The 19,567-nt window shown below is 61.6% G+C and carries 20 protein-coding genes; 2 read left to right on the top strand and 18 right to left on the bottom strand.

Annotated elements, in window-relative coordinates; all coding sequences use genetic code 11:
• From AC1DWZ_RS16850 to AC1DWZ_RS16915, 14 genes are all read right to left on the bottom strand, one after another.
• The coding region (locus AC1DWZ_RS16850; RefSeq protein WP_477170410.1) for a polysaccharide biosynthesis protein at positions 1–170 on the bottom strand (170 nt) is incomplete at its 3' end.
• Between the two features lie 209 nt (positions 171–379).
• Entirely contained in the window at positions 380–1,270 is an 891-nt protein-coding gene (locus AC1DWZ_RS16855; RefSeq protein WP_477170091.1) for an SMP-30/gluconolactonase/LRE family protein, read from the bottom strand.
• 188 nt (positions 1,271–1,458) lie between these two features.
• On the bottom strand, positions 1,459–2,052 hold the full coding sequence (locus AC1DWZ_RS16860) for a sigma-70 family RNA polymerase sigma factor (protein ID WP_477170092.1): 594 nt from the start codon (positions 2,050–2,052) through the stop codon (positions 1,459–1,461).
• A gap of 180 nt (positions 2,053–2,232) precedes the next feature.
• Entirely contained in the window at positions 2,233–2,376 is a 144-nt protein-coding gene (locus tag AC1DWZ_RS16865; protein ID WP_477170093.1) for a hypothetical protein, read from the bottom strand.
• Between the two features lie 280 nt (positions 2,377–2,656).
• Positions 2,657–3,088, bottom strand: coding sequence for a hypothetical protein (locus tag AC1DWZ_RS16870; RefSeq protein ID WP_477170094.1), 432 nt, complete (start codon positions 3,086–3,088; stop codon positions 2,657–2,659).
• A 73-nt stretch (positions 3,089–3,161) separates the two neighbouring features.
• Complete coding sequence (locus AC1DWZ_RS16875) at positions 3,162–3,440, bottom strand: hypothetical protein (protein ID WP_477170095.1); 279 nt, start codon at positions 3,438–3,440, stop codon at positions 3,162–3,164.
• 19 nt (positions 3,441–3,459) lie between these two features.
• A complete protein-coding gene (locus tag AC1DWZ_RS16880) occupies positions 3,460–3,615 on the bottom strand; it encodes a DUF1328 domain-containing protein (RefSeq protein WP_477170096.1) in 156 nt (51 codons plus the stop codon).
• A 382-nt stretch (positions 3,616–3,997) separates the two neighbouring features.
• Positions 3,998–4,342: a hypothetical protein gene (locus tag AC1DWZ_RS16885; RefSeq protein ID WP_477170097.1), complete on the bottom strand. Its 345-nt coding sequence runs from the start codon at positions 4,340–4,342 to the stop codon at positions 3,998–4,000.
• Positions 4,343–4,398: 56 nt separating this feature from the next.
• Positions 4,399–4,713, bottom strand: a complete 315-nt coding sequence (locus AC1DWZ_RS16890; RefSeq protein WP_477170098.1) for a CsbD family protein — start codon at positions 4,711–4,713, stop codon at positions 4,399–4,401.
• 112 nt (positions 4,714–4,825) lie between these two features.
• Positions 4,826–5,035, bottom strand: coding sequence for a CsbD family protein (locus tag AC1DWZ_RS16895; RefSeq protein ID WP_477170099.1), 210 nt, complete (start codon positions 5,033–5,035; stop codon positions 4,826–4,828).
• Positions 5,036–5,166: 131 nt separating this feature from the next.
• The gene (locus tag AC1DWZ_RS16900) at positions 5,167–5,412 is read right to left on the bottom strand and encodes a MoaD/ThiS family protein (protein WP_298689396.1); all 246 of its coding nucleotides are present in this window, start codon (positions 5,410–5,412) and stop codon (positions 5,167–5,169) included.
• A 23-nt stretch (positions 5,413–5,435) separates the two neighbouring features.
• The gene (locus AC1DWZ_RS16905) at positions 5,436–7,724 is read right to left on the bottom strand and encodes a xanthine dehydrogenase family protein molybdopterin-binding subunit (protein ID WP_477170100.1); all 2,289 of its coding nucleotides are present in this window, start codon (positions 7,722–7,724) and stop codon (positions 5,436–5,438) included.
• Positions 7,725–7,726: 2 nt separating this feature from the next.
• On the bottom strand, positions 7,727–8,218 hold the full coding sequence (locus AC1DWZ_RS16910; RefSeq protein WP_477170101.1) for a (2Fe-2S)-binding protein: 492 nt from the start codon (positions 8,216–8,218) through the stop codon (positions 7,727–7,729).
• The gene (locus tag AC1DWZ_RS16915; RefSeq protein ID WP_477170102.1) at positions 8,219–9,079 is read right to left on the bottom strand and encodes an FAD binding domain-containing protein; all 861 of its coding nucleotides are present in this window, start codon (positions 9,077–9,079) and stop codon (positions 8,219–8,221) included. It abuts the gene before it with no gap.
• A gap of 221 nt (positions 9,080–9,300) precedes the next feature.
• Here AC1DWZ_RS16915 and AC1DWZ_RS16920 point away from each other — a divergent pair, with 221 nt between their 5' ends.
• Together AC1DWZ_RS16920 and AC1DWZ_RS16925 are read left to right on the top strand one after the other, a co-directional pair.
• Positions 9,301–9,789, top strand: coding sequence for a gluconokinase (locus tag AC1DWZ_RS16920; RefSeq protein WP_477170103.1), 489 nt, complete (start codon positions 9,301–9,303; stop codon positions 9,787–9,789).
• Between the two features lie 191 nt (positions 9,790–9,980).
• Complete coding sequence (locus tag AC1DWZ_RS16925) at positions 9,981–14,582, top strand: beta strand repeat-containing protein (RefSeq protein ID WP_477170104.1); 4,602 nt, start codon at positions 9,981–9,983, stop codon at positions 14,580–14,582.
• 15 nt (positions 14,583–14,597) lie between these two features.
• Here AC1DWZ_RS16925 and AC1DWZ_RS16930 read toward each other — a convergent pair whose 3' ends face one another.
• From AC1DWZ_RS16930 to AC1DWZ_RS16945, 4 genes are all read right to left on the bottom strand, one after another.
• Positions 14,598–15,560, bottom strand: coding sequence for an ABC transporter permease (locus tag AC1DWZ_RS16930; protein WP_477170105.1), 963 nt, complete (start codon positions 15,558–15,560; stop codon positions 14,598–14,600).
• Positions 15,561–15,566: 6 nt separating this feature from the next.
• The gene (locus AC1DWZ_RS16935) at positions 15,567–16,547 is read right to left on the bottom strand and encodes an ABC transporter permease (RefSeq protein WP_477170106.1); all 981 of its coding nucleotides are present in this window, start codon (positions 16,545–16,547) and stop codon (positions 15,567–15,569) included.
• Positions 16,540–18,087 (bottom strand): sugar ABC transporter ATP-binding protein, encoded by a 1,548-nt coding sequence (locus tag AC1DWZ_RS16940; RefSeq protein WP_477170107.1) that lies wholly within the window; start codon positions 18,085–18,087, stop codon positions 16,540–16,542. The genes AC1DWZ_RS16935 and AC1DWZ_RS16940 overlap by 8 nt, the downstream gene beginning before the upstream one ends.
• Before the next feature lie 83 nt (positions 18,088–18,170).
• A complete protein-coding gene (locus tag AC1DWZ_RS16945) occupies positions 18,171–19,319 on the bottom strand; it encodes a sugar ABC transporter substrate-binding protein (protein ID WP_477170108.1) in 1,149 nt (382 codons plus the stop codon).
• Between the last annotated feature and the right edge of the window lie 248 nt (positions 19,320–19,567).

The following is a 19,567-nucleotide window of genomic DNA, read 5'->3' on the forward strand; positions in this document are numbered from 1 at the left end:
TGCTTCAGCTCATCGCGCGAGAAGATGATCAGCCGCTTCGGCTTCCAATCCTGCAAAACCCGCCGGATGAACGCCTTGCCGAACGAGCCAGTCCCACCCGTCACCAGGATCGATTTCCCGTTCAGATCGGGAAGTGCCGTCTCAAACATGTTCAAATGCCCCAATGACATCGGGCCGGGTTTTGGCTCGGCCAGAAATTATTATGATAAATCAAAAGCTTGCCGGCAGGCAGATTGGCCGCTCGGACGCCCTGGATCGCTGCACGGGGTTAACAGCAGCCAAGTCGCCCTGTCAACCTGCCGTTGCGAGGGCCGGCGGACAGCTTTCTTGCGGACAGCAGCCGCCTTTCAGCCGGCAAAGCGGATCAAAAGCCCCCTGGTCAACCACCGCCAAAGACAGGCTCCAGCAGCCCCTTATGGCCGGTCTTGACGGCAAACAGGCTGCCGGCAAGCGGCGCCTTGGCCAGAGCGGCAGCGTCGAGGCCGACAGTCGCCGTGGTGATGTAAAGCGTATCCAATGCATCGCCGACAAAGGCGCAAGAGGTCACCAGCGGCACCGGCAGTTTGACTTCAAGGTCGAGCTTCCCGTTGGGCAGGAAGCGGCTGACCCGCCAGCCTTCCCAATGGCAGATCCAGACACCACCTTCCGCATCCACCGTCATGCCGTCCGGCATGCCCTGCTCCTCGGAGAATTCAGTGAACAGTCGCTGGTTGGCGAGGGCACCGGTCTTGGTATCGAGGTCATAGGCATAGACTTTGCGCACCATCGTGTCGGAAAAATAGAAGATGCGACCGTCCGGACTGAAGCCCGGGCCATTGCCGCAGGCAAAGCCGCGATCATGAATCTCGCTCTTGCCGTCGGCGGTCATGCTGTAGATGCCGCCGATCGGGTCGGTCTCCTTATTGTCGGACGTGCACAGCCAGAGGCGCCCCTGGCGGTCGACCTTGCCGTCATTGAACATGGTGAGTTCGCCGCGGTCGTTTGGATTGACCCATTTGGTCAATTTGCGCGCTGCCACATCGACCTTGAACGTCCCCTCGCGTCCGGTCAGAACAAAGCCTTCCTTAGCGCGGACCAGGGTGCCCATCGGCACATCGAGCTGCAGATGCCAGACATCGGCGGCCTTGGTCGCCGGATCATAGATATGCAGCGCCGGCCCCTTGAGATCGAGCCAATAGACCTTCTTGTCAACCGGGTGCCACAGCACCGACTCCCCCAGGATTGCAGGGGTTTTAACGACACAGGTCGGTTCTGGCAGTTGGGCGGACATCGCGGCTCCTTGAGTGACGGCTGGAGGGGAAGATTGTCCCCATCCCAGCGTCCTTGGCAAGCACGCTCCGCGGCGATCGCCGGTGATCGCCCAGCAAAAGAAAGCCCCGCCCACCGGTCAATCGAGTCCGGCGGGCGGGGCGACAGTGGAACAGTTGGAGGTCAATGGTATCGGGGCAGACGACGGGATCAGCTCGCGGCGCGCAGCGCCTCATATTGATGATAGAGCTCCCGACGCGGCTGCTGGCCGCGGCGGACAGTGCGGGCAGCACCATCATCGGGCACCGGCATCGCCACTTCGCCGGAGAGCATGCGTTCAAGCTCGCGGCGTGCCCGCGCCAGGCGCGAGCGCACGGTGCCGATCGGACAGCCGCAAATCTGCGCGGCCTCCTCGTAGGACAGATCCTGACCAACCACCAACAGCAGGACTTCGCGCTGATCGGCATTGAGGCCGTCGATGGCCCGGAACAATTCCTTCAGCACCAGGCTGTGCTCCTGGCTGGGCGCAACGCTTGCCAGATTGGGCAGGAGATCGTCATCGACCTCAACCAGGCGCGAGCGCTGACCGGCACGAATGTTGTTGATGTGGATATTGCGCATGATGGTGAACAGCCAGGCTTTGAGATTCGTGCCCATGGCATAGAGGTCTTCCTTACGCAGGGCGCGCAGGACGGTGTCGTTCACCAGATCGTCCGCCGACTGGCGATTGCGGGTCAGCATGACCGCAAAAGCCTTCATGGCCGGCAGCAATGCGACGAGTTGGTTTTGGAAAGTATCGGCCATCGGTTGTCCTTTCGGTCGATTCAGTCGGATCCCAAATGCGTCAGTATTGGGTACGTCGGGTTCAGCGCAGCGAGGCGCTCCAACCAAGATGGGGATGGATGGGTGACATGCCGAGCGACAAGGCGGGGCACAAACTGTGACCGAAAAACCCGCTTTTAGGAATAAACGGCCATTCTGGGACTATTCCGTGACCTTGCCATCGCGCTTGGCGAATTCCTGGCGGATGAGGTCGACCAGGGCCTGATCCGGCTCATCATCGCAGGCGGCAAACAGGGTCTTGATCTGCCGTTCAAGCCAGATGTCAAAGGCGGGAGCTGTTGTCATCGGCAGAACCTTGCGCGAATCTGAAGCGATTGCAGGATCTTGGCGTATATCGGCCAAACTGATGCCCTCGTCATTGGCGGCGCCATCCCTCGGTCCGGTCGTACCCGGGCCAGTCGTTCCCGGGCCAGTCGGTTTACGTGACATGTCTCAGGGATGCTCCTCGCCGCCCGTGAAATTGTCCCCATCATGTCGCTAACGCCCGCCGAGGATGGCTAGTTCCGCGATAGATAAGAGAAAACCGGGCTCACCCTGGATATCCGGCCCTGGAGGCCACGCCGCCTCAGCGCATGAACTGCCGCAATACCTGCTGCACCAGCGCATGATCGAGGTCGGGACGGCTCTCCAGGATGAAGCCGATCGCGCCAGCCCCCAGCATGGCACCCAGCGGATCAGCCTTGACCGCGGCACTCGCGGCGTCCGAGGCGAGTGCTGCCAAGGCCGGAATGCCGCCGGCTGCGTCGCTGTGCGCGGCCCTTGCTGCACCAGCCCGCCTGCTGCTGCTTTGTGCCGCCAGTGCCAGGATGAGGGCCACCATCAGCAGGACCAGCGCCACCAGCCCGAGAGCCTGCGGCTGCGTCATCCAATCAAGGAGCCAATAGTAAAGTGCTGCCGCTGCGAAGCCGATCGCAGCCAGGACCAAACAGGCACACACTGCCAGCAAGATCACCTGGCGCACAATCCGGTCGGTCAGGCGATCGAGTGATGCCAACATCTATCTGGTCCCGCTGTTGAGATCGCCCATTTGAAATCGCCCTGTTGATATCTCTGTTTGATATCTCTGGGCGTCAACGCTGCGTGATTTTGCCCAGCATGATGCCGACGCCAAAGGCCAGCAGCAGGCTGGTAAGCGGCCGTGCCGTCACCTGCTCTTCCAGCACACCGACGCCGGCTTCCACGCGCGCCCGGCCACTGTCGACGACATCGTTGAACTGCGCTGTGCCCTTCTTGGCCAGCAGCTTTGCGATGTTGGCAACGTCTTCCTTGAGTGTGCCAAGGTCGTTCTTGAGCACGTCGAATTCTTTGTCCAAGCTGCGATCAGCCATGGTTGCGGTTCCTTCCTTCATGATTTCTTCTCCTGTGATGTCAGACATAAGTAGCGACAAGCGAGACCAGGAACAGCACCAGGAAGATCAAAAACAGGATCTTGGCGATGCCCGTGGCGGCCTGCGAAATGCCACCAAAACCAAAGACGCCGGCAATAATGGCGACCACGAGAAAGATGACTGCCCAATAGAGCATATTGTTTCATTCCTTCTGCCGATTGACCTGGATCAACGCGCACCAAGCATGTGGCGGGGACGTCTTGCTGGCGGCACGAATGCTGCGCCATCCCCGGTTTGACTTGGCCCGGGATGACTTGGCCCGGTATGACTAGCCCCGCGCACCGCAATGCCTGCGCCATACAACAGGGAGAAGCATGGCATCGACGTCACGACAACGCGGGGCCGTCACTGGTGGCCGCGTAACCGAAGCCGTGATCACCTGGGGTCGTTTTGGTGAGCGCATTGGATCTGATGCGCTCACCATAACAGTCACCATTTGGGGGAATGGTCACTGCGGGTGATCGTGGGGGCGCTTCGGTCACGGCCTGGCCACGCTAGACAAACCCACCATGCGCGATTTAGTTCCGCGCTGGTTTGCGGCCAATTTCTTCTGCCCGTTCAAGCTCTTCGCCTTCCGGGCTGTCGACCGCGCGCTTGGCCTCATTGGCCTGGCGCTCGGTGCGGCCGGGATTCTGCGCGGATTGCTGAGCACCCTGATTGTAGTGGCGGGCGGCTGTCTTGTTGCCCTCGCCCTCGTTACTCTGGCCGCCCTGCTGGCGCTGCTTGCCGCCGGAACCCTGGTTCTGCTGGCCCTGATTCTGTTGCTTGGGATCGGCAATCGTATGGCCCTGCTCATGCTTTTCGCCCGGTACTTCGACCGGCGTGCTGCCGGGTTCGGTTTTGCTGTCTTTATTGCTGGTCATGATGAACCTCCTTAAGTGGAAAAGGCATTAAACGCTGGAAAGGGCGTTCAGCATCGTCAGGGCGCGACGACGCGGTTCTCCCAATCGGTCACTTCCTTGTTCGCATCCTCGACACTGATGCCGTAGAGCTTCTGGATGCGACCGACCAATTGGTCGCGCTGGCCCTGGATCTGGGTCAAATCGTCATCGGTGAGCTTGCCCCATTGCTCCTTGACCTTGCCCTTGAACACGATCCAATTGCCTTCGATCTGGTTCCAGGCGGAACCGGCTTCCGTGTTGATTTCTGTGGCCGTGCTGTTCTCGGCCATTGCCAGGGGGGCTGCGGCCAGCAACAAGGCGCACCCACCCATCACCGCAAATATCTTGCGCATGTTTTGTCTCCTTCACATGTCGGAGCCCCGGACCAAAGGCGGGGCGTCTTCAAGCGCCAATCAGCTGGCGCCGATTGCCAAGCGCCGATTGCCAAGCATTGGGCCGCCGGCGCTAGTTGCGCTTGCTGTAACTGTGCTCAAAGTTCTTGAGCTGCGCCTCGACCTCGTCCTTGGCAATGCCATAGCGTTGCTGGAGCTTGCCGGCGAGCTGTTCGCGCTTGCCGCTGATCGTCGACAGATCGTCGTCGGTCAACTTGCCCCACTGCTCTTTCACCTTGCCCTTGGCCTGGTTCCAATTGCCTTCGATGATGTCCCAGTTCATGGCGTTCTCCTCAGATGATCTTAACCACTGAGAGACAAACGGGAACACGCGCAGAAGGTTCCTGCGCGTGTTGGCTTTATCCGGCTATGTATTTGATTTTCGGAGACTATCCGACCTGTTAGCGAACTGGGTTAACCACCCTGCATACGCGGCAGGAGGAAGACTTCGCTATCGGGCTTCAGCGGCTCCAACCAGCCTTCGCGGTAGATGAGCCCGTCGATCGAGACGGAAACACCGCGTTTGATCTGGGTTTGCAGGCCCGGATAGGTTTCCCCTAACCGGGCCAGCAATTCCTGAACGTTCCTGGCTTCGACCTCCACGGAGATCTTGCCACCGGTATGTGGCTTCAACGATCCCCAAAGGATGACGGTGGCCATGAACTTACCTCCGTGTGCTGTCCTCAGGCCGCCTTCTTGGCCTTGGCAGCCTTGGCGTCTTCCATGCCCTTCAAGACACGCGGCGGCGAGAGCGGCAGCTGCGTGAAGCGGACACCGGTCGCAGCCGCCACGGCGTTGGCGATGGCAGCCAGCGGCGGCACGATCGAGGTTTCGCCGACACCCCGCACCCCGTAGGGGTGGCCTGGATTCGGAATCTCGAGGATCATCGTGTCGATCATCGGCAGATCCGAGCAGACCGGGATGCGGTAGTCGAGGAAGCCGGCGTTCTGCAGACGCCCGTCCTTGCCATAGATGTATTCCTCGTTCAAAGCCCAGCCGATGCCCTGGACGGCGCCGCCCTGGAACTGGCCTTCGACGTAAGAAGGATGCACCGCCTTGCCGGCATCCTGGATGACCGTATAGCGCACGATCTTCGAGGCACCGGTTTCCGGGTCGATCTCGACATCGCAAATATGCGTGGCGAAGCTGACACCGGCACCGTCGGCCGAATATTCATGGTGGCCGGCGATCGGACCGCCGGTGCCCGGCGAGGCTGCGGCGATTTCCTTCAACGAAAGCGGCGGGAAACTGCCGGCATTGGGGCCGGCGGGCTTGGCATAGCCCTTCTCCCAGGTGACCGCGTCTTCAGGGATCCCCCAGGTCGCTGCCGCGCGGGCGCACAGCTTCTTGATGGCATCGCGGGCGGCAAGGATGCAGGCCATGCCGGTCGCAAACGTGGTGCGGCTGCCGTCGGTGACGTCGTTATGACCCAAGGAACTGGTATCGGCGATGATCGCCCGCACCTGCTCATAGGGGATGCCGAGTTCCTCGGCGGTCATCATGCACATTGAGGCACGCGAACCGCCAATATCCGGCGAGCCCACCGACAAGGTGATGGTGCCATCAATCGGAATGTTGAGGCTGACGCAGGACTGGCCACCGAAATTGAACCAGAAGCCAGCCGCCATGCCACGGCCCTGGTTGGGGCCAAGCGGTGCCTTGAAATGGGCGTGATTCTTGGCGGCTTCCAAGGTCGGCCCAAGGCCGATCGGACCGTAGACCGGGCCATAGGACGATTTGGTGCCTTCCCGCGCCGCATTCTTGATGCGGAAGTCGATGGGCGCCATGCCGAGCTTATGGGCCAGTTCCTCGACCACACTCTCGACCGCGAAATTCGCCATCGGTGCGCCAGGCGCACGATAGGAAATCGTCTTCGGCCGATTACAGAGAACGTCATAGCCAATGGCGCGGACGTTATCGAGATGGAACTGGGCAAAGGCGCTCATCGCGCCGAACTCCGCCGGCGAACAGCCCGCGAACGGGCCACCCTGATAGCGGAAGGTGCCATCGGCCGCCGTGATCAAGCCATCCTTGGTCACGCCGATCTTGATATCCATCGACGTGCTGGAGGTGGGGCCGGATGCCTTGAAGACCTCGTCGCGGGTCATCACGACCTTCACCGGACGGTTGGCCTTGCGCGAGAGTGCCAGCGCCACCGGCTCGATGAAGACGGTCGTCTTGCCACCGAAACCGCCGCCGATTTCCGACTGCGTCACCCGCAGGCGCGAGATGTCGATGCCAAGGATGCGCGCACAAACGTCACGCACCATGTAATGGCCCTGGGTGCAGCACCACAGTTCGGCACTGCCATCTGGCGACATGCTGGCCAGCGCCGCATGGGGTTCGATATAGCCCTGGTGGGTGGCTTCGGTCTTGAAGCTCCGCTCGACGATGATGTCAGCCTTTTTGAAACCTTCCTCGACATCGCCATGACCGAATTCAAAGCGGCGGGCGATGTTGGAGGGCTTCTGCGGCTTCGGATCGACGCCGTCGGTGAACATCTTGCGGTTCAGCACCGGGGCGTTCGGCTTCATCGCCTCATCGACATCGGTGACGTGTGGCAGAATTTCGTAATCGATCTTGATCAGCTTCAGGGCCTGGCGCGCGATGGCTGCCGTGGTGGCAGCGACCGCGGCCACGGCATGCCCTTCATAGAGCGCCTTTTCGCGCGCCATGATGTTGTACATCGTGTCATAGAGCGCCGAATCGCCGTCGGTATGATCCGGGAAATCCTCGCGGGTGATGACCGCCTTCACGCCGGCGAGCTTCTCCGCCTTGCTGGTGTCGATGCTCTTGATCTTGGCATGAGCATGGGGCGAACGCAGGATGCGGCCCACGAGCTGGCCCGGCGCGGTGGCATCGGCACCGAACTTGGCGCGGCCGGTCACCTTGTCGATGCCGTCCGGGCGCAATGGCCGCGTGCCGACGGTGTCGAACTTACGTTTTGAATCGGGTGCGTTGTCGAGCGGCATGATCAGGCCCCCTTACGATTGGTTTTGCGCATGTCTTTGGCGGCATCCTGGACGGCGCGCACGATCTTGTCGTAGCCGGTGCAGCGGCATAGATTGCCGGCAAGGCCAAAGCGGATTTCCGTTTCCGACGGGTCCGGGTTCTTGTCGAGCAGCGATTTCGCCGCGATCAGGAACCCCGGCGTGCAGACACCACACTGCAGGGCAGCATGTTCGATGAACTTCTTCTGCAGCGGGTGCAGCTCTTCGCCATGCGCCATGCCTTCGATGGTGCCGATATTGTGGCCCTCGATTTCGGCACCGAGCACCAGGCAGGAGCAGGTCAGGCGGCCATCGACGGTCACCGAACAGGCGCCGCAGTCGCCGGTGCTGCAGCCTTCCTTGGCACCCGTGAGGCCAAGACGGTTCCTGAGCACGTCGAGCAAAGTCTCATCCGCCTCGCAAATGAATTCAACCGGGTCGCCATTGATCTTGGCGTTGACTGTAATGCCAGACATTTACTTACCTCCAGCGCGCTTGCGCGCGATAACTGCGGCGCGGCGCGCGAGCACGCCAGCAACCTTGATGCGGAAATCGCGCGTACCGCGCTTGTCGTCGATCGGGCTGCAGGCAGCCGAGCAGGCCGCTGCCAGCGCATCCAACGCCGCCTTGTCCATCTTCGTGCCGATGAGCGCCTTGGCGGCGGCCGGCACCAGCCGCACGGTCGGCGCCACGGCACCCAGAGCGACACGTGCCTTGGTGACGACACCCTTGCCGTCCAGCGTCAGGCTGACGCCGACGCCGACCACGGCGATGTCCATTTCCGTGCGCGGAATGAAACGCAGATAGGCATCGCCCGATTTCGGCGGGCGCTTGGGCAGCACGATGCTTTCGATGATCTCGCCCTTCTTCAGGGACGTCTTGCCGGGCGAAACCGGGATTTCTTCGACGGCGACGGTGCGCTTGCCCTTGGGGCCGACGATGACGGCCTTCGCAGCTGCAGCGACCAGGGCCGGAACACTGTCGGCGGCCGGCGAGGCATTGCACAGATTGCCGGTCATGGTGCAGCGGCCCTGGACCTGCTTCGAGCCAATGAGATTGGCGGCTTCCACCACCCCCGGCCAAGCCTTCTTCAGCGCGGCATTCTCGCCAAGCTCGGCGCCTGAGACAGCGGCACCGATCTTGAAGCCGGTCGCGGTCTTCTGGATCGTTTTGCCGCCGTTGATGCTTTTGATGTCGACGATCAGATCCGGTTCGATGAACCCGGTGCGGAGGCGGACCAGCAGGTCGGTGCCGCCGGCGAGGATAAAGGCCTGGCCTTTTTCCTTAGCCAGCATTTGCGCCGCTGCCTTGAGGGTTGTCGGACGCTCGTATCTCATTCCTGGCTTCCTTTGGCTTGGAGGGCTGTTCGATTTACTCCGGCGGCACCCCTTTGCACAATACCCCTGCTGGTGGATAAGGCATCGGAAAGCCCCCTTGGCGGCCCAGGATATGTCGTAGAAATCAGCTGTTTTCGGCACTAAGTCGCTGGTACAGCCCTAACACTTTGGATAATCTCAAAAATGCGCTGCAGCGTGCATTTGGGGCGGTAATGGGCGGAATGATCGTTCTGGTGATGGGCGTCAGCGGCGCTGGCAAGAGCACCATCGGCCAAGCACTGGCCGATGCGCTGGGCGCCGACTTTCTGGAAGCTGATACGTTTCATTCCGATGCCAATATCGCCAAGATGAGCAGCGGAACCCCCCTCACCGATTCGGACCGCTGGCCTTGGCTGGATGCCATCGGTACTGCCCTTGACCAAGCGGTCATGAAGGGCGGGAGGGTCGTTCTGGCCTGCTCCGCCTTGAAGCAGGCCTATCGCGACCGGCTGCTGAAGGATGGCGGCCGCGCAGGATTTACAGTCTTTCTGAAAGGCGATAGCGCCCTTATTGCCAGCCGGCTGTCCGGCCGCAGCGGCCATTATATGCCGCCTGCCCTGCTCCCCAGCCAATTCGCGGCCCTGGAACCCCCAGAGGACGCGATCGTGGTCGATATCGACCAGCCGCCGGAGACGATCCTGCGGCAGATCCTGGCCTCGATCCCCGTCTAAATTCAGCTTTTTCCGCCGCCATCCGCCGGTCCGACTGCCGTTGTGAAGCTCTTCACAGCGACCGTGAACCTGCCGCGCCATCTTCATGCTGAGGCCAGACCCGGGCTCGTTTAGCCAGATCGGCCTCTGGATTTCCGATCAAAACAGCAGGACGGCAACGGCAACATCATATTCAACCGCAGGAGAGCGAGATGGCGACCGAGGGGACGACGACAGGGATGAATGGTGGAGCGCAGGCACTAAGTGCCCCCCCGATTCCCACCGCGCCACCCTTCTCGCCGCCGGTAGCCCATGACGACCTCGACCGGACGATAGACGGTATTGCCACCGGCAACGTGCTCACCAGCGTCGGCACGAATTCGCCCGACCAGGGCAAGGACATCGCCGGCACAAACGGCCTCACTGTTGAGAGCGCTTCCGGCAATACGCTCGTGCCAGTCAATCCGACCGCCGTGCTGCAGGGTGTCTTTGGCCAGCTCACGCTCGCCGCCAATGGCGACTACACATATGTGCTCAATCCGGATTTGACGGCGTCCGTCTTCGGACAGCACGACATATTCAGCTACACCCTGGTCGATCCGACCGGCCAGTCGCAATCGGCGGAGCTGCGCATTCTGATTGCCCCGGATTCGATGGCGACGTTCAACAGTGCCACTGGGACTTTCCAGGGCACCGCAGCGGATGAGTCGATCAGTCAGGCCAATCTCGCCTCAGGTGACGCGCCAGTCACAATCAATGGCGGCGGCGGTGCAGATTTTCTGATCGGTGGCCTTGGCAATGATGTGCTGATCGGCGGTGCCGGCGACGATGTCCTCAGGTCCAATCTCGGCGGTGCCGACAAAATGTCCGGTGGGCTCGGCAATGACAGCCTGATCGCCCTCGGCGCATTCAGCGAAATGGAAGGCGGCGCCGGCGCCGATACGCTCGAGGACCGAACCTCCGGCACGGCCGCCGTCAGCTACCGCAACGCCGCGGCCGGAATCGTTGCCGACCTCACCAACCCCTCGTCCAATGTCGGCGATGCGGCCGGCGACACATATGTCGGCGTTTTCAATCTGATCGGCTCGGCTTTCAACGATTTCCTGACCGGCGACAAGAACGACAACACGCTGGACGGCCTGGCAGGCGCCGATGTTCTGGATGGTGGCGACGGCAACGACAAATTGCTGGGCGGCGCCGGCAACGACACGCTCCTCGGCGGCAAGGACAATGATTCGCTGCAGGGTGGCGCCGGGGCAGACATATTGCGCGGCGATGACGGGATCGACCGCGCCGACTATCGCAACGCGACGGCGGCCGTCACCATCAATCTGCTCGATACGACGAAGAACAAGGGCGACGCGGCAGGCGACGTCTATATCTCGATCGAGCGTATCGACGGCAGCGATTTTGCCGACCAGATCTTCGGCAGTAACGGCGATGACATTTTGAGCGGCCGCGGCGGCAAAAACCTGCTGGACGGCGGCGCCGGCAACGACGAGCTGAACGGTGGCAACGACGCCGAAATCCTGCGCGGCGGCGCCGGCGATGACGACATCGAGGGTGAAGGCGGCGACGACAAGATGTTTGGCGGCGACGGTAACGATGAGATCTCGGGCGAAGGTGGCGCCGAGACATTCCATGGCGATGCAGGTGACGACACCCTGGAAGGTGGCAGCAACAACGATTCGATGTTCGGCGATGTGGGCGATGACAAGATCGATGGCGACGCCGGCGACGACCTGCTGGACGGTGGTGCCGGCGCCGATATCCTGACCGGCGGTGAGGACAATGATCGCCTGTTTGGCGGCCTCGACATCGACGATCTTGATGGCGGCCAAGGCAACGACATTCTGGAAGGTGGTGCCGGTGGCGACCGGTTGACCGGCAATGTCGGTACCGATTTCGCGAGCTACGCCAATGCCACGGCTGGCACCACTGCCAACCTCGGGAATCCCCTGGTCAACACCGGCGATGCCCTGGGCGACAGCTATGTCACGATCGAAGGCCTGATCGGCAGCAGGTTCGACGATGTCCTTCAGGGCGACACTGAGAAGAACGAGCTGCAAGGTGGTGCCGGCAACGATTTCCTGGACGGTGACGGCAATAACGATGTGTTGCTGGGTGGCGCCGGCACCGACCAGCTGTTCGGTGGGCTCGGCAATGACCAGCTCGAGGGCGGCGCCGGCAGGGACCAGCTGAATGGCGGCGACAATAATGACGCCGCCAGCTATCGCAATGCCGCAGCCGGCGTGACCGTGAACCTGGCGGCGCCGAACCTCAACACCGGCGACGCCACCGGCGACACCTATGTCAGCATCGAAACCCTCCTTGGCAGCACCTTTGCCGACAAGCTGACCGGCGATGCCCTCGGCAATCTGATCATCGGCGCCGGTGGTAACGATACGCTGGATGGCGGCGATGGCGACGATATCGTCATCGGTGGCAGCGGCAACGATATCCTGAAAGGCGGCAAGGGTGACGACCAGATGGGCGGGATCCTCGATTTCGGTACCGACACCATGTTCGGCGGCGACGGCAATGACCAACTCTTCGCCAATGGCAACGACAAAGATATCCTGCATGGCGAGGCCGGCGACGACGAACTGCGGGGCGATTCTGGCGACGACATTCTGGACGGCGGCGCCGGAGATGACGAACTGACGGGCAGAGCCGGAATTGATCTGCTGTCAGGCGGCACCGGCAACGATCTTCTGGATGGCAAAGACGCCAACATCGCCGACGAATTGGAAGGTGGTGCCGGTGCCGACACCATGGTTGGTGACATAGCTGATTTCGTGACCTATCGCACCGCCCTCCCCGGCCTCATCGTCAATATGCTCGACACATCCCTGAACACCGGCGACGCAGTCGGCGACACTTATGGCACCGTCGACCGGTTGATCGGCAGCAAGTTTGCCGACTCCCTCACCGGTGACACCGACAACAACGAATTGCGCGGCGACCTCGGTGACGACAGTCTCTTCGGCGGCAAAGGCCAGGACACATTGCTGGGTGGCGCCGGCAAGGACAAACTGGACGGCGGCGAGAACAATGATTTCGCCAGCTATGCCCTCTCCACCGTCGGCCTCACGGTAAACCTTGAAAATTCCAAGCTCAATAGCGGTGAGGCTATCGGCGATACCTACACCAGCATCGAAGGCCTGATCGGCTCGAGATTCAATGACAAGCTGACCGGTGATTTCAGCGACAATTCGATCCAGTCCGGCCTTGGCGACGATACTGTGAATGGTGGCGACGGGATCGATATCATCGACGGTAATGACGGCAACGACACGCTCAAAGGCGATGGCGGCAACGATACGATGCTGGGCGGCACCGGCAATGACAAGCTGTTCGGCGGCCTTGGCATCGACACCCTGAACGGCAATGACAATGACGACCAGCTGTTTGGGGAAGACGATGACGACAAATTGTTCGGCGACAGCGGCAATGATATTCTCGAGGGCGGGCTCGGCAACGACACACTGGATGGGGGTAGCGACAACGATATATTACGCGGTGGTGCCGGCAACGATGTCCTCGATGGCGGCGCCGGCGATGATGAGCTGGAAGGTGGCGCGGGCGCTGACAAGCTGACTGGCAGCGCCAACGACTTTGCCAGCTACCGAAATGCGGCACTGGGCGTCACCGTCGACCTGATATTTTCCGTCCTAAATAGCAACGATGCTGCCGGCGACACCTATGTCGGCATCGCCAATGTGCTGGGCAGCGCCTTTGCCGATACGCTCAAGGGCAGCGATGCCGACAACAGGCTGGAAGGCGGTGCCGGCAACGACCTGCTCTTCGGCAATGGCGGTATCGACACGCTGATCGGTGGTCTCGGCAACGATACGCTGATCGGCGGCACGTTTGCCGACGTCCTCATCGGCGGCGCAGGCGCCGACACTCTCCTCGGTGGCGACGATATCGATGCAGCGAGCTACGGCACGGCGACGGCCGCGGTCATTGTCAACCTGATATCGCCCAACCTCAATACCGGCGACGCCAAGGGCGACCTCTTCGACAGTATTGAGCAGTTCATCGGCAGCAATTTCAACGATACGTTCTCCGGTAACGGCGGCGACAACCATTTCTCGGGCAATGCCGGCAATGACGCGCTGAAGGGCGGCGACGGCAATGATACGCTGGAAGGCGATGATGGCAACGACATCTTGGATGGCGGCGCCGGTTTCGACACCCTCAATGGCGGCGACGGCAACGATACATTGAATGGTGGCCTCAATGCCGACACGCTGCATGGAAATGACGGCAACGACACGCTGAACGGAAATGAGGAAACGGATTTTCTCTTCGGCGACGACGGCAACGACATATTGCGGGGCGGCGTCGGCCAGGACACGCTGGATGGCGGGGCAAACAACGACCAATTGTTCGGCGAAGCGGACGGCGACATCCTGTCCGGCGGCGCCGGTAATGACACCCTCGACGGCAGCATCGGTCTCGACATCCTCAACGGCGGTGCCGGCGATGACAAGCTGACCGGCGGGGCCGACGGTGATGTGTTCGAATTCAACATGGACGATCTCGGCCGGGACACCATCATCGATTTCAAGATCGGCGAAGACAGCTTGAGATTCACGGATCTATTGAACGATACGGCGAACGATCTCCAGGATCTTCTGGGCGAGCAGTTTACCGCCTTGACCTCCGGCGCCGGCAACTCGACGCTGACCTTGAGCTGGCACGACGGCGAGAGCAGCCTGGTCATCACCGGCTGGAAAGGTGGCGCTGTCAGCGATCTGGAAACACTCAGCTACGTGTTGGGCGACAAGTTGCTGGTCGAGAACTGACCGTGCCGGTGCCCGTCAGTTCGCTTTCTTCTGCCGTCCATAGACCAGCAGCATGCCGATGATCACGGCACCATAAATAAGCTGACGGCCGGCTTCATCGATCTGCATGACCGAGAGGATCGACTGCAGCAGGGTAATGAGGATGACGCCGGCGATGGTCCCGATATAGGAGCCGCGCCCCCCTAAGATGTTGGTACCGCCCAGCACCACCGCCGCCACGGCCGGCAGCAGATAGGGATCGCCCATGCTCTGATAGGCCTTGGTCGAATAGCCGGCGAGCAGCACGCCGGCAAAGGCCGACAATCCGCCCGAAGCCATGAAGGCCAGCATGATCACCCGCTGGGTCGGCAGGCCGGAAAGATAGGCAGCACGTTCCTTGTTGCCGATGGCATAGACCGTGCGGCCGAACGTCGTCCGGCCGAGCAGGAAGATGGCCGCAGCGCCCACGGCGATCCAGACGAAGAGCGCGTTGGGGATATTGAGAATGCTGCGCCCCGTGGCCAGGAAATGCATCATCTCGGTGGAATGGTCCTGCGGCGCAAAGCCACCCGTGCGCAGGACCATCAGCCCCTGCGCCACCGCGTTCATGCCCAGCGTGAAGATCATCGAAGGCACGCGCAGATAGGCGACGCCAAAGCCGCTGATCAACCCCATGACCATGCCGCACAGGATACCAAAGGGAATGGCCATCGCCTCGCCCATCGGTCCCCAGCCGGCAGCAGCCGTCGACATCATGCCGCCCACCGTCACCACCCATGGCACCGAAAGATCGATCTGGCCGAGGAGCACCACCAGCATCATGCCGGTGGCGATGAGGCCGAGGAACGACGCCACCTGCAATTGCTGCAGCAGATATTCCGGCGAGAGAAAGCTCGACGAATAGAGGCTGCCCACCAGCAGCAGCACGATGATGCAGCCGAAGGCTGCCAGCACCGGCTTGTCGAGACGCTTGAAGAAGGATGGCAGGGTCGTGGTCATGGTGCTTTAGCCGAACAGATCTAAGCGGTTCTTGATGCGCAGCAGCCGGAGCGATCCCAAGGTCACGGCGCCCAGCAGAATGACACCCTGGAACAAAGGCTGCCACAGCGGATCGAGGTCGAAGACGAAGAGGAGATCACCGATGGTCCGCAGCACAAAGGCACCGAAAATGGCGCCCACGGCACTGCCTGCCCCGCCGAACAGCGAGACACCGCCGATCACCACCGCAGCAATCGCGTTCAAGGTGTAGGAGCCGCCGATCGTGGCCGAGGCTTCGCCGGAATAGGTGATGAAGGTCAGCATCAAGCCACCGCAGGCCGACAACAGCCCAGAGACGGTATAGGCCGCCATGCGCGCCCGGTCGATATTGACGCCGGACATATAGGCCGCCGGTTCCGAGGAGCCGATCGCATAGATGGCGCGGCCGATTTCGGAGCGGCGGAGCGGGACCCAGATCACCAGCACGATGCCCAGCAGCACGACCAGGCTGGTCGGGATGCCAAAGGGCCATTGTTCGGTGAGAGCATCGGCGAGATCCGAATTGACGTCGCCGCCCGGTACCGGGCGCAGCCACAGGGCGATGCCATAGAACATGGCGCCGGTCGCCAGCGTGGTGACGATCGGCTGCAGGCGGCCATAGATGACGATGATGCCGTTGATGGCGCCGCAGGCAAGGCCCGCAGCCAGGACGGCGAGTACGCCAAAACTCGTCTCGAGCGCCGAGCCCACCACCAGCTGCGAGGCCAGGCAATTGGCCAGTACGAACACCATGCCGACGGAAAGATCGATGCCGGCGGTCAGTACCACCAGGGTCTGCGCCATGGCAACGAGCGCCAGCAGCACACCCTTGTTCGCCGCGGTGGTCACCACCATGCCGCTGAAGCCGGCACTGTGGTTGCCGGTATAGATGCCGAACATGATGATGAACACGAGGACGGCGAGGAGCGTGCCCTTGTTCTCAGCCAGCCAATAGCGAAAATCACCCAATTTGCCGTTCCCCCGGTTCATGGATGCTGAAGGCGCTGCTGACCAGCGCGTGCTCGGTGATCTCGGCCCCCTGGAGCTCGCGTACGACAGCCCCATCATACATCACCAGGACCCGGTCGCAGCAGCCGATCAGCTCGTCATAATCGGTCGAATAGAACAGGATCGTGGCGCCATCGTCGGCGAGCTTGCGCAGCAACTGGTAGATTTCCTGCTTGGTGCCGACATCGATGCCACGGGTGGGATCATTGAGCAGGATGATGCGCGGAGCGATCATCAGCCATTTGGCAATCACCACCTTCTGCTGGTTACCACCCGATAGCGCGCCCACGGGGATGTCGAGATTGGCAGCCTTGATGGCCAGCAGCTTCACCATCATGTCGACGGCATTCTGCTCGCGGTCGCGGTCGATGATGCCGAAGCGCGCCAGGGAATCGAGCGCCGGCAATGTGAGATTGTCACGCACCGACATGGGCAGCATCAGGCCTTCCGTCTTGCGGTCCTCCGGGATCAGCGCCATGGCCGATGGCGCCGCCTTGGCCGTGCGCGGCCCGCGCGCTTGCCTTACCACCCCATGCACGGCAACGTCGCCCGATACTCCGCGCAACACGCCGAAGAGCGCCAGCAGCAATTCGCGCTGCCCCTGCCCGTCAAGACCGCCAAGGCCCACGATCTCGCCCGGCCGCGCTGCAAAAGAGATGTCGTTGAGCCGGTGACTCCAGCTCAGATTCGCCACTTCCAGCGCCGGTGCTTTCAAGGTCTGGGTGCCTTGCTTGGCCGCATCCGGTTTGGGCGGGAAGACATGGCTGTATTCGCGGCCGATCATCAGCTCGACCACTTCGTTGCGGGTCTTGGTGCCGGCCTGATAGCTCGCGACATGGCGCCCGTTGCGGAACACCGAGCAATCGTCGGCGAGTTCGTCGATTTCCTGCATCCGGTGCGAGATATAGAGGAGCGCCAAGCCTTCATTGCGCAGGCGTTTGAGGACCTCGAACACCTTGGCGACATCGCCTGAGGTGAGCGCCGACGTGGCTTCATCCAGGATGAGAATGCGAGGCTTTCGCGCCAAGGCCTTGGCGATTTCGACCATCTGCCGGCGCGACAAGGGCAGGTCTTTGACCGGGGCCAGCGGGTGGATATCCTCGGCCCCTGCCCGCGCCAAAGCCTCTTCAGCAAAGCGGCGCTGCGCCTTGCGATCGATGAGGCCGAAACGCCGCGGCGGATTGCTGATGGCGATATTGTCGGCCACCGACAGATCCGGGATCAGCGACAGTTCCTGGAAGATGCAGGCGATGCCCGCGGCATTGGCGGCTTTGGGCGTCGGGAACAGAACCTTGCCGCCATCGAGCGCCATGTCGCCGGCATCCGCCTGCACGACGCCCGACATGATCTTGATCAGGGTCGATTTGCCAGCGCCGTTTTCACCCAGCACCGCATGGATACGACCGGTTTCGACACGCAGATGCGCCTCTTCGAGCGCGCGGACGCCGCCATAGCTTTTGGCGACCCCCTGCATTTCGAACAATGGCATGCGAACGTCCATCAGAGCTTTTCCCGGAAAGCCGCGCCGCTACCTTCGCTGAAGGTAGCGGCGCGTGTCATGTGGTTATCCGTCAGAGCCGAAGATTATTGATCGGTTTCCGACTGGCCCATGATTTCCTGGGCGGTAAAGTTGATGCCGCAGGTCGGGAAGGAATTGCCGACGAAGAAGTTGTCGGACTGGTCCTTGTAGAAGTTCTCGCCGTCCTTGAAGTCCGGGTCGTTGACCTTTGCCAAGGGCAGCTTCACGGATTGCGGGACGACTTCGCCTTCAAGGGCCGCGATCGCGGTCTTGATAGCAACAGCCACCTGCGCCGGGCCGGTACCGCCGGAGGCGCATTTCAGCCCTTCGCCGGCATGTTCCGCACAGAGCTTGCGGAAGCCGTTTTCAGTTTCGCCGCCGACCGGCACGAAGGGATGGCCGGCATCCATGAGCGCCCGGACCGTCCCGGTCGAGCCGCCCTGGACAGTGACGCCGACAAAGCTTTTATGCACGGCGACCGCGTCCGCGGTCACCTTCTGCGCAGTGCCGTCATCCCATTTGCCAACGACTTCGACAGTTTCCCAGGGCTTGCCGGAGGCAGCCAGTGTTTCCTTGATGCCGTCATGGCGGTCACGGTCGACCGAGGTGCCCTCGACGCCGCGCACTTCCAGCACCTTGCCGCCGCCGGGAATATTGTCGATGAGCCATTGCGCCCAATAGACGCCAAGGCCCTTTTGATCGACGTTCACGTTGATGGCTTCGTCGGTATCGAGCGTGTTGTCGAAGGCGACCAGCACGATCCCGGCTTTCTTCGCCCGCTTGATCACGGGCGTGAATGCCGCCGGGTTCTGGGCATTGACGACGATGGCGTCATAGCCGGAGGCAATGAAGTTATCGACGGCCGCGAGCTGTGCTGCGAGATCTTCACCGGTCGAGACGACCTTGAATTCCTTCAGCTTCGCCTTGACGTCCGGCTGTTCGGCATAGGCCTTGGCCGTCTTGATCATCTGGATGCGCCAGGTATTGCCGATGAAACCATTGGCAAGCGCGATCCGATACGGACCTTCCTTCTTGGGGAACTTGAAATATTTGGTGTCGGCCGACCAGGGTGCGAAGCATTCCGGCTCGGCGCCTGGACCGGAAACAACTTCCTGGGCCAGCGTGGCGGTCGCAAAAGACGTGGCAATGGCAGTGGCTGCCAGCAGCTTCAGCACGGGCCGAAGGCTGGACCGCCGGATTTTCGGCGTGAACATGGTGATCCTCCCAATGGTCATTCTTTGTTTTGAATTCCCAACCCCGGGCGGATGGTGGCGATCAAGTCGCCGAATTTTCCTGGTCCGCCGCGGCAATTCATGGATAAGGCTAAATGACAGCGCTGTCAATTAGGCCATTTGCCTGCTAAATAGGCAAAGGGGTAGTTTGCCGGGCCGTGAGGACGGACCGAGTCGGCACCTGACCCGCAACCGTCCCGCCCCGCAATTCGGGGAATGGCTTTATTTGG

It is taken from the genome of Dongia sp. P2_B8, assembly GCF_056404715.1.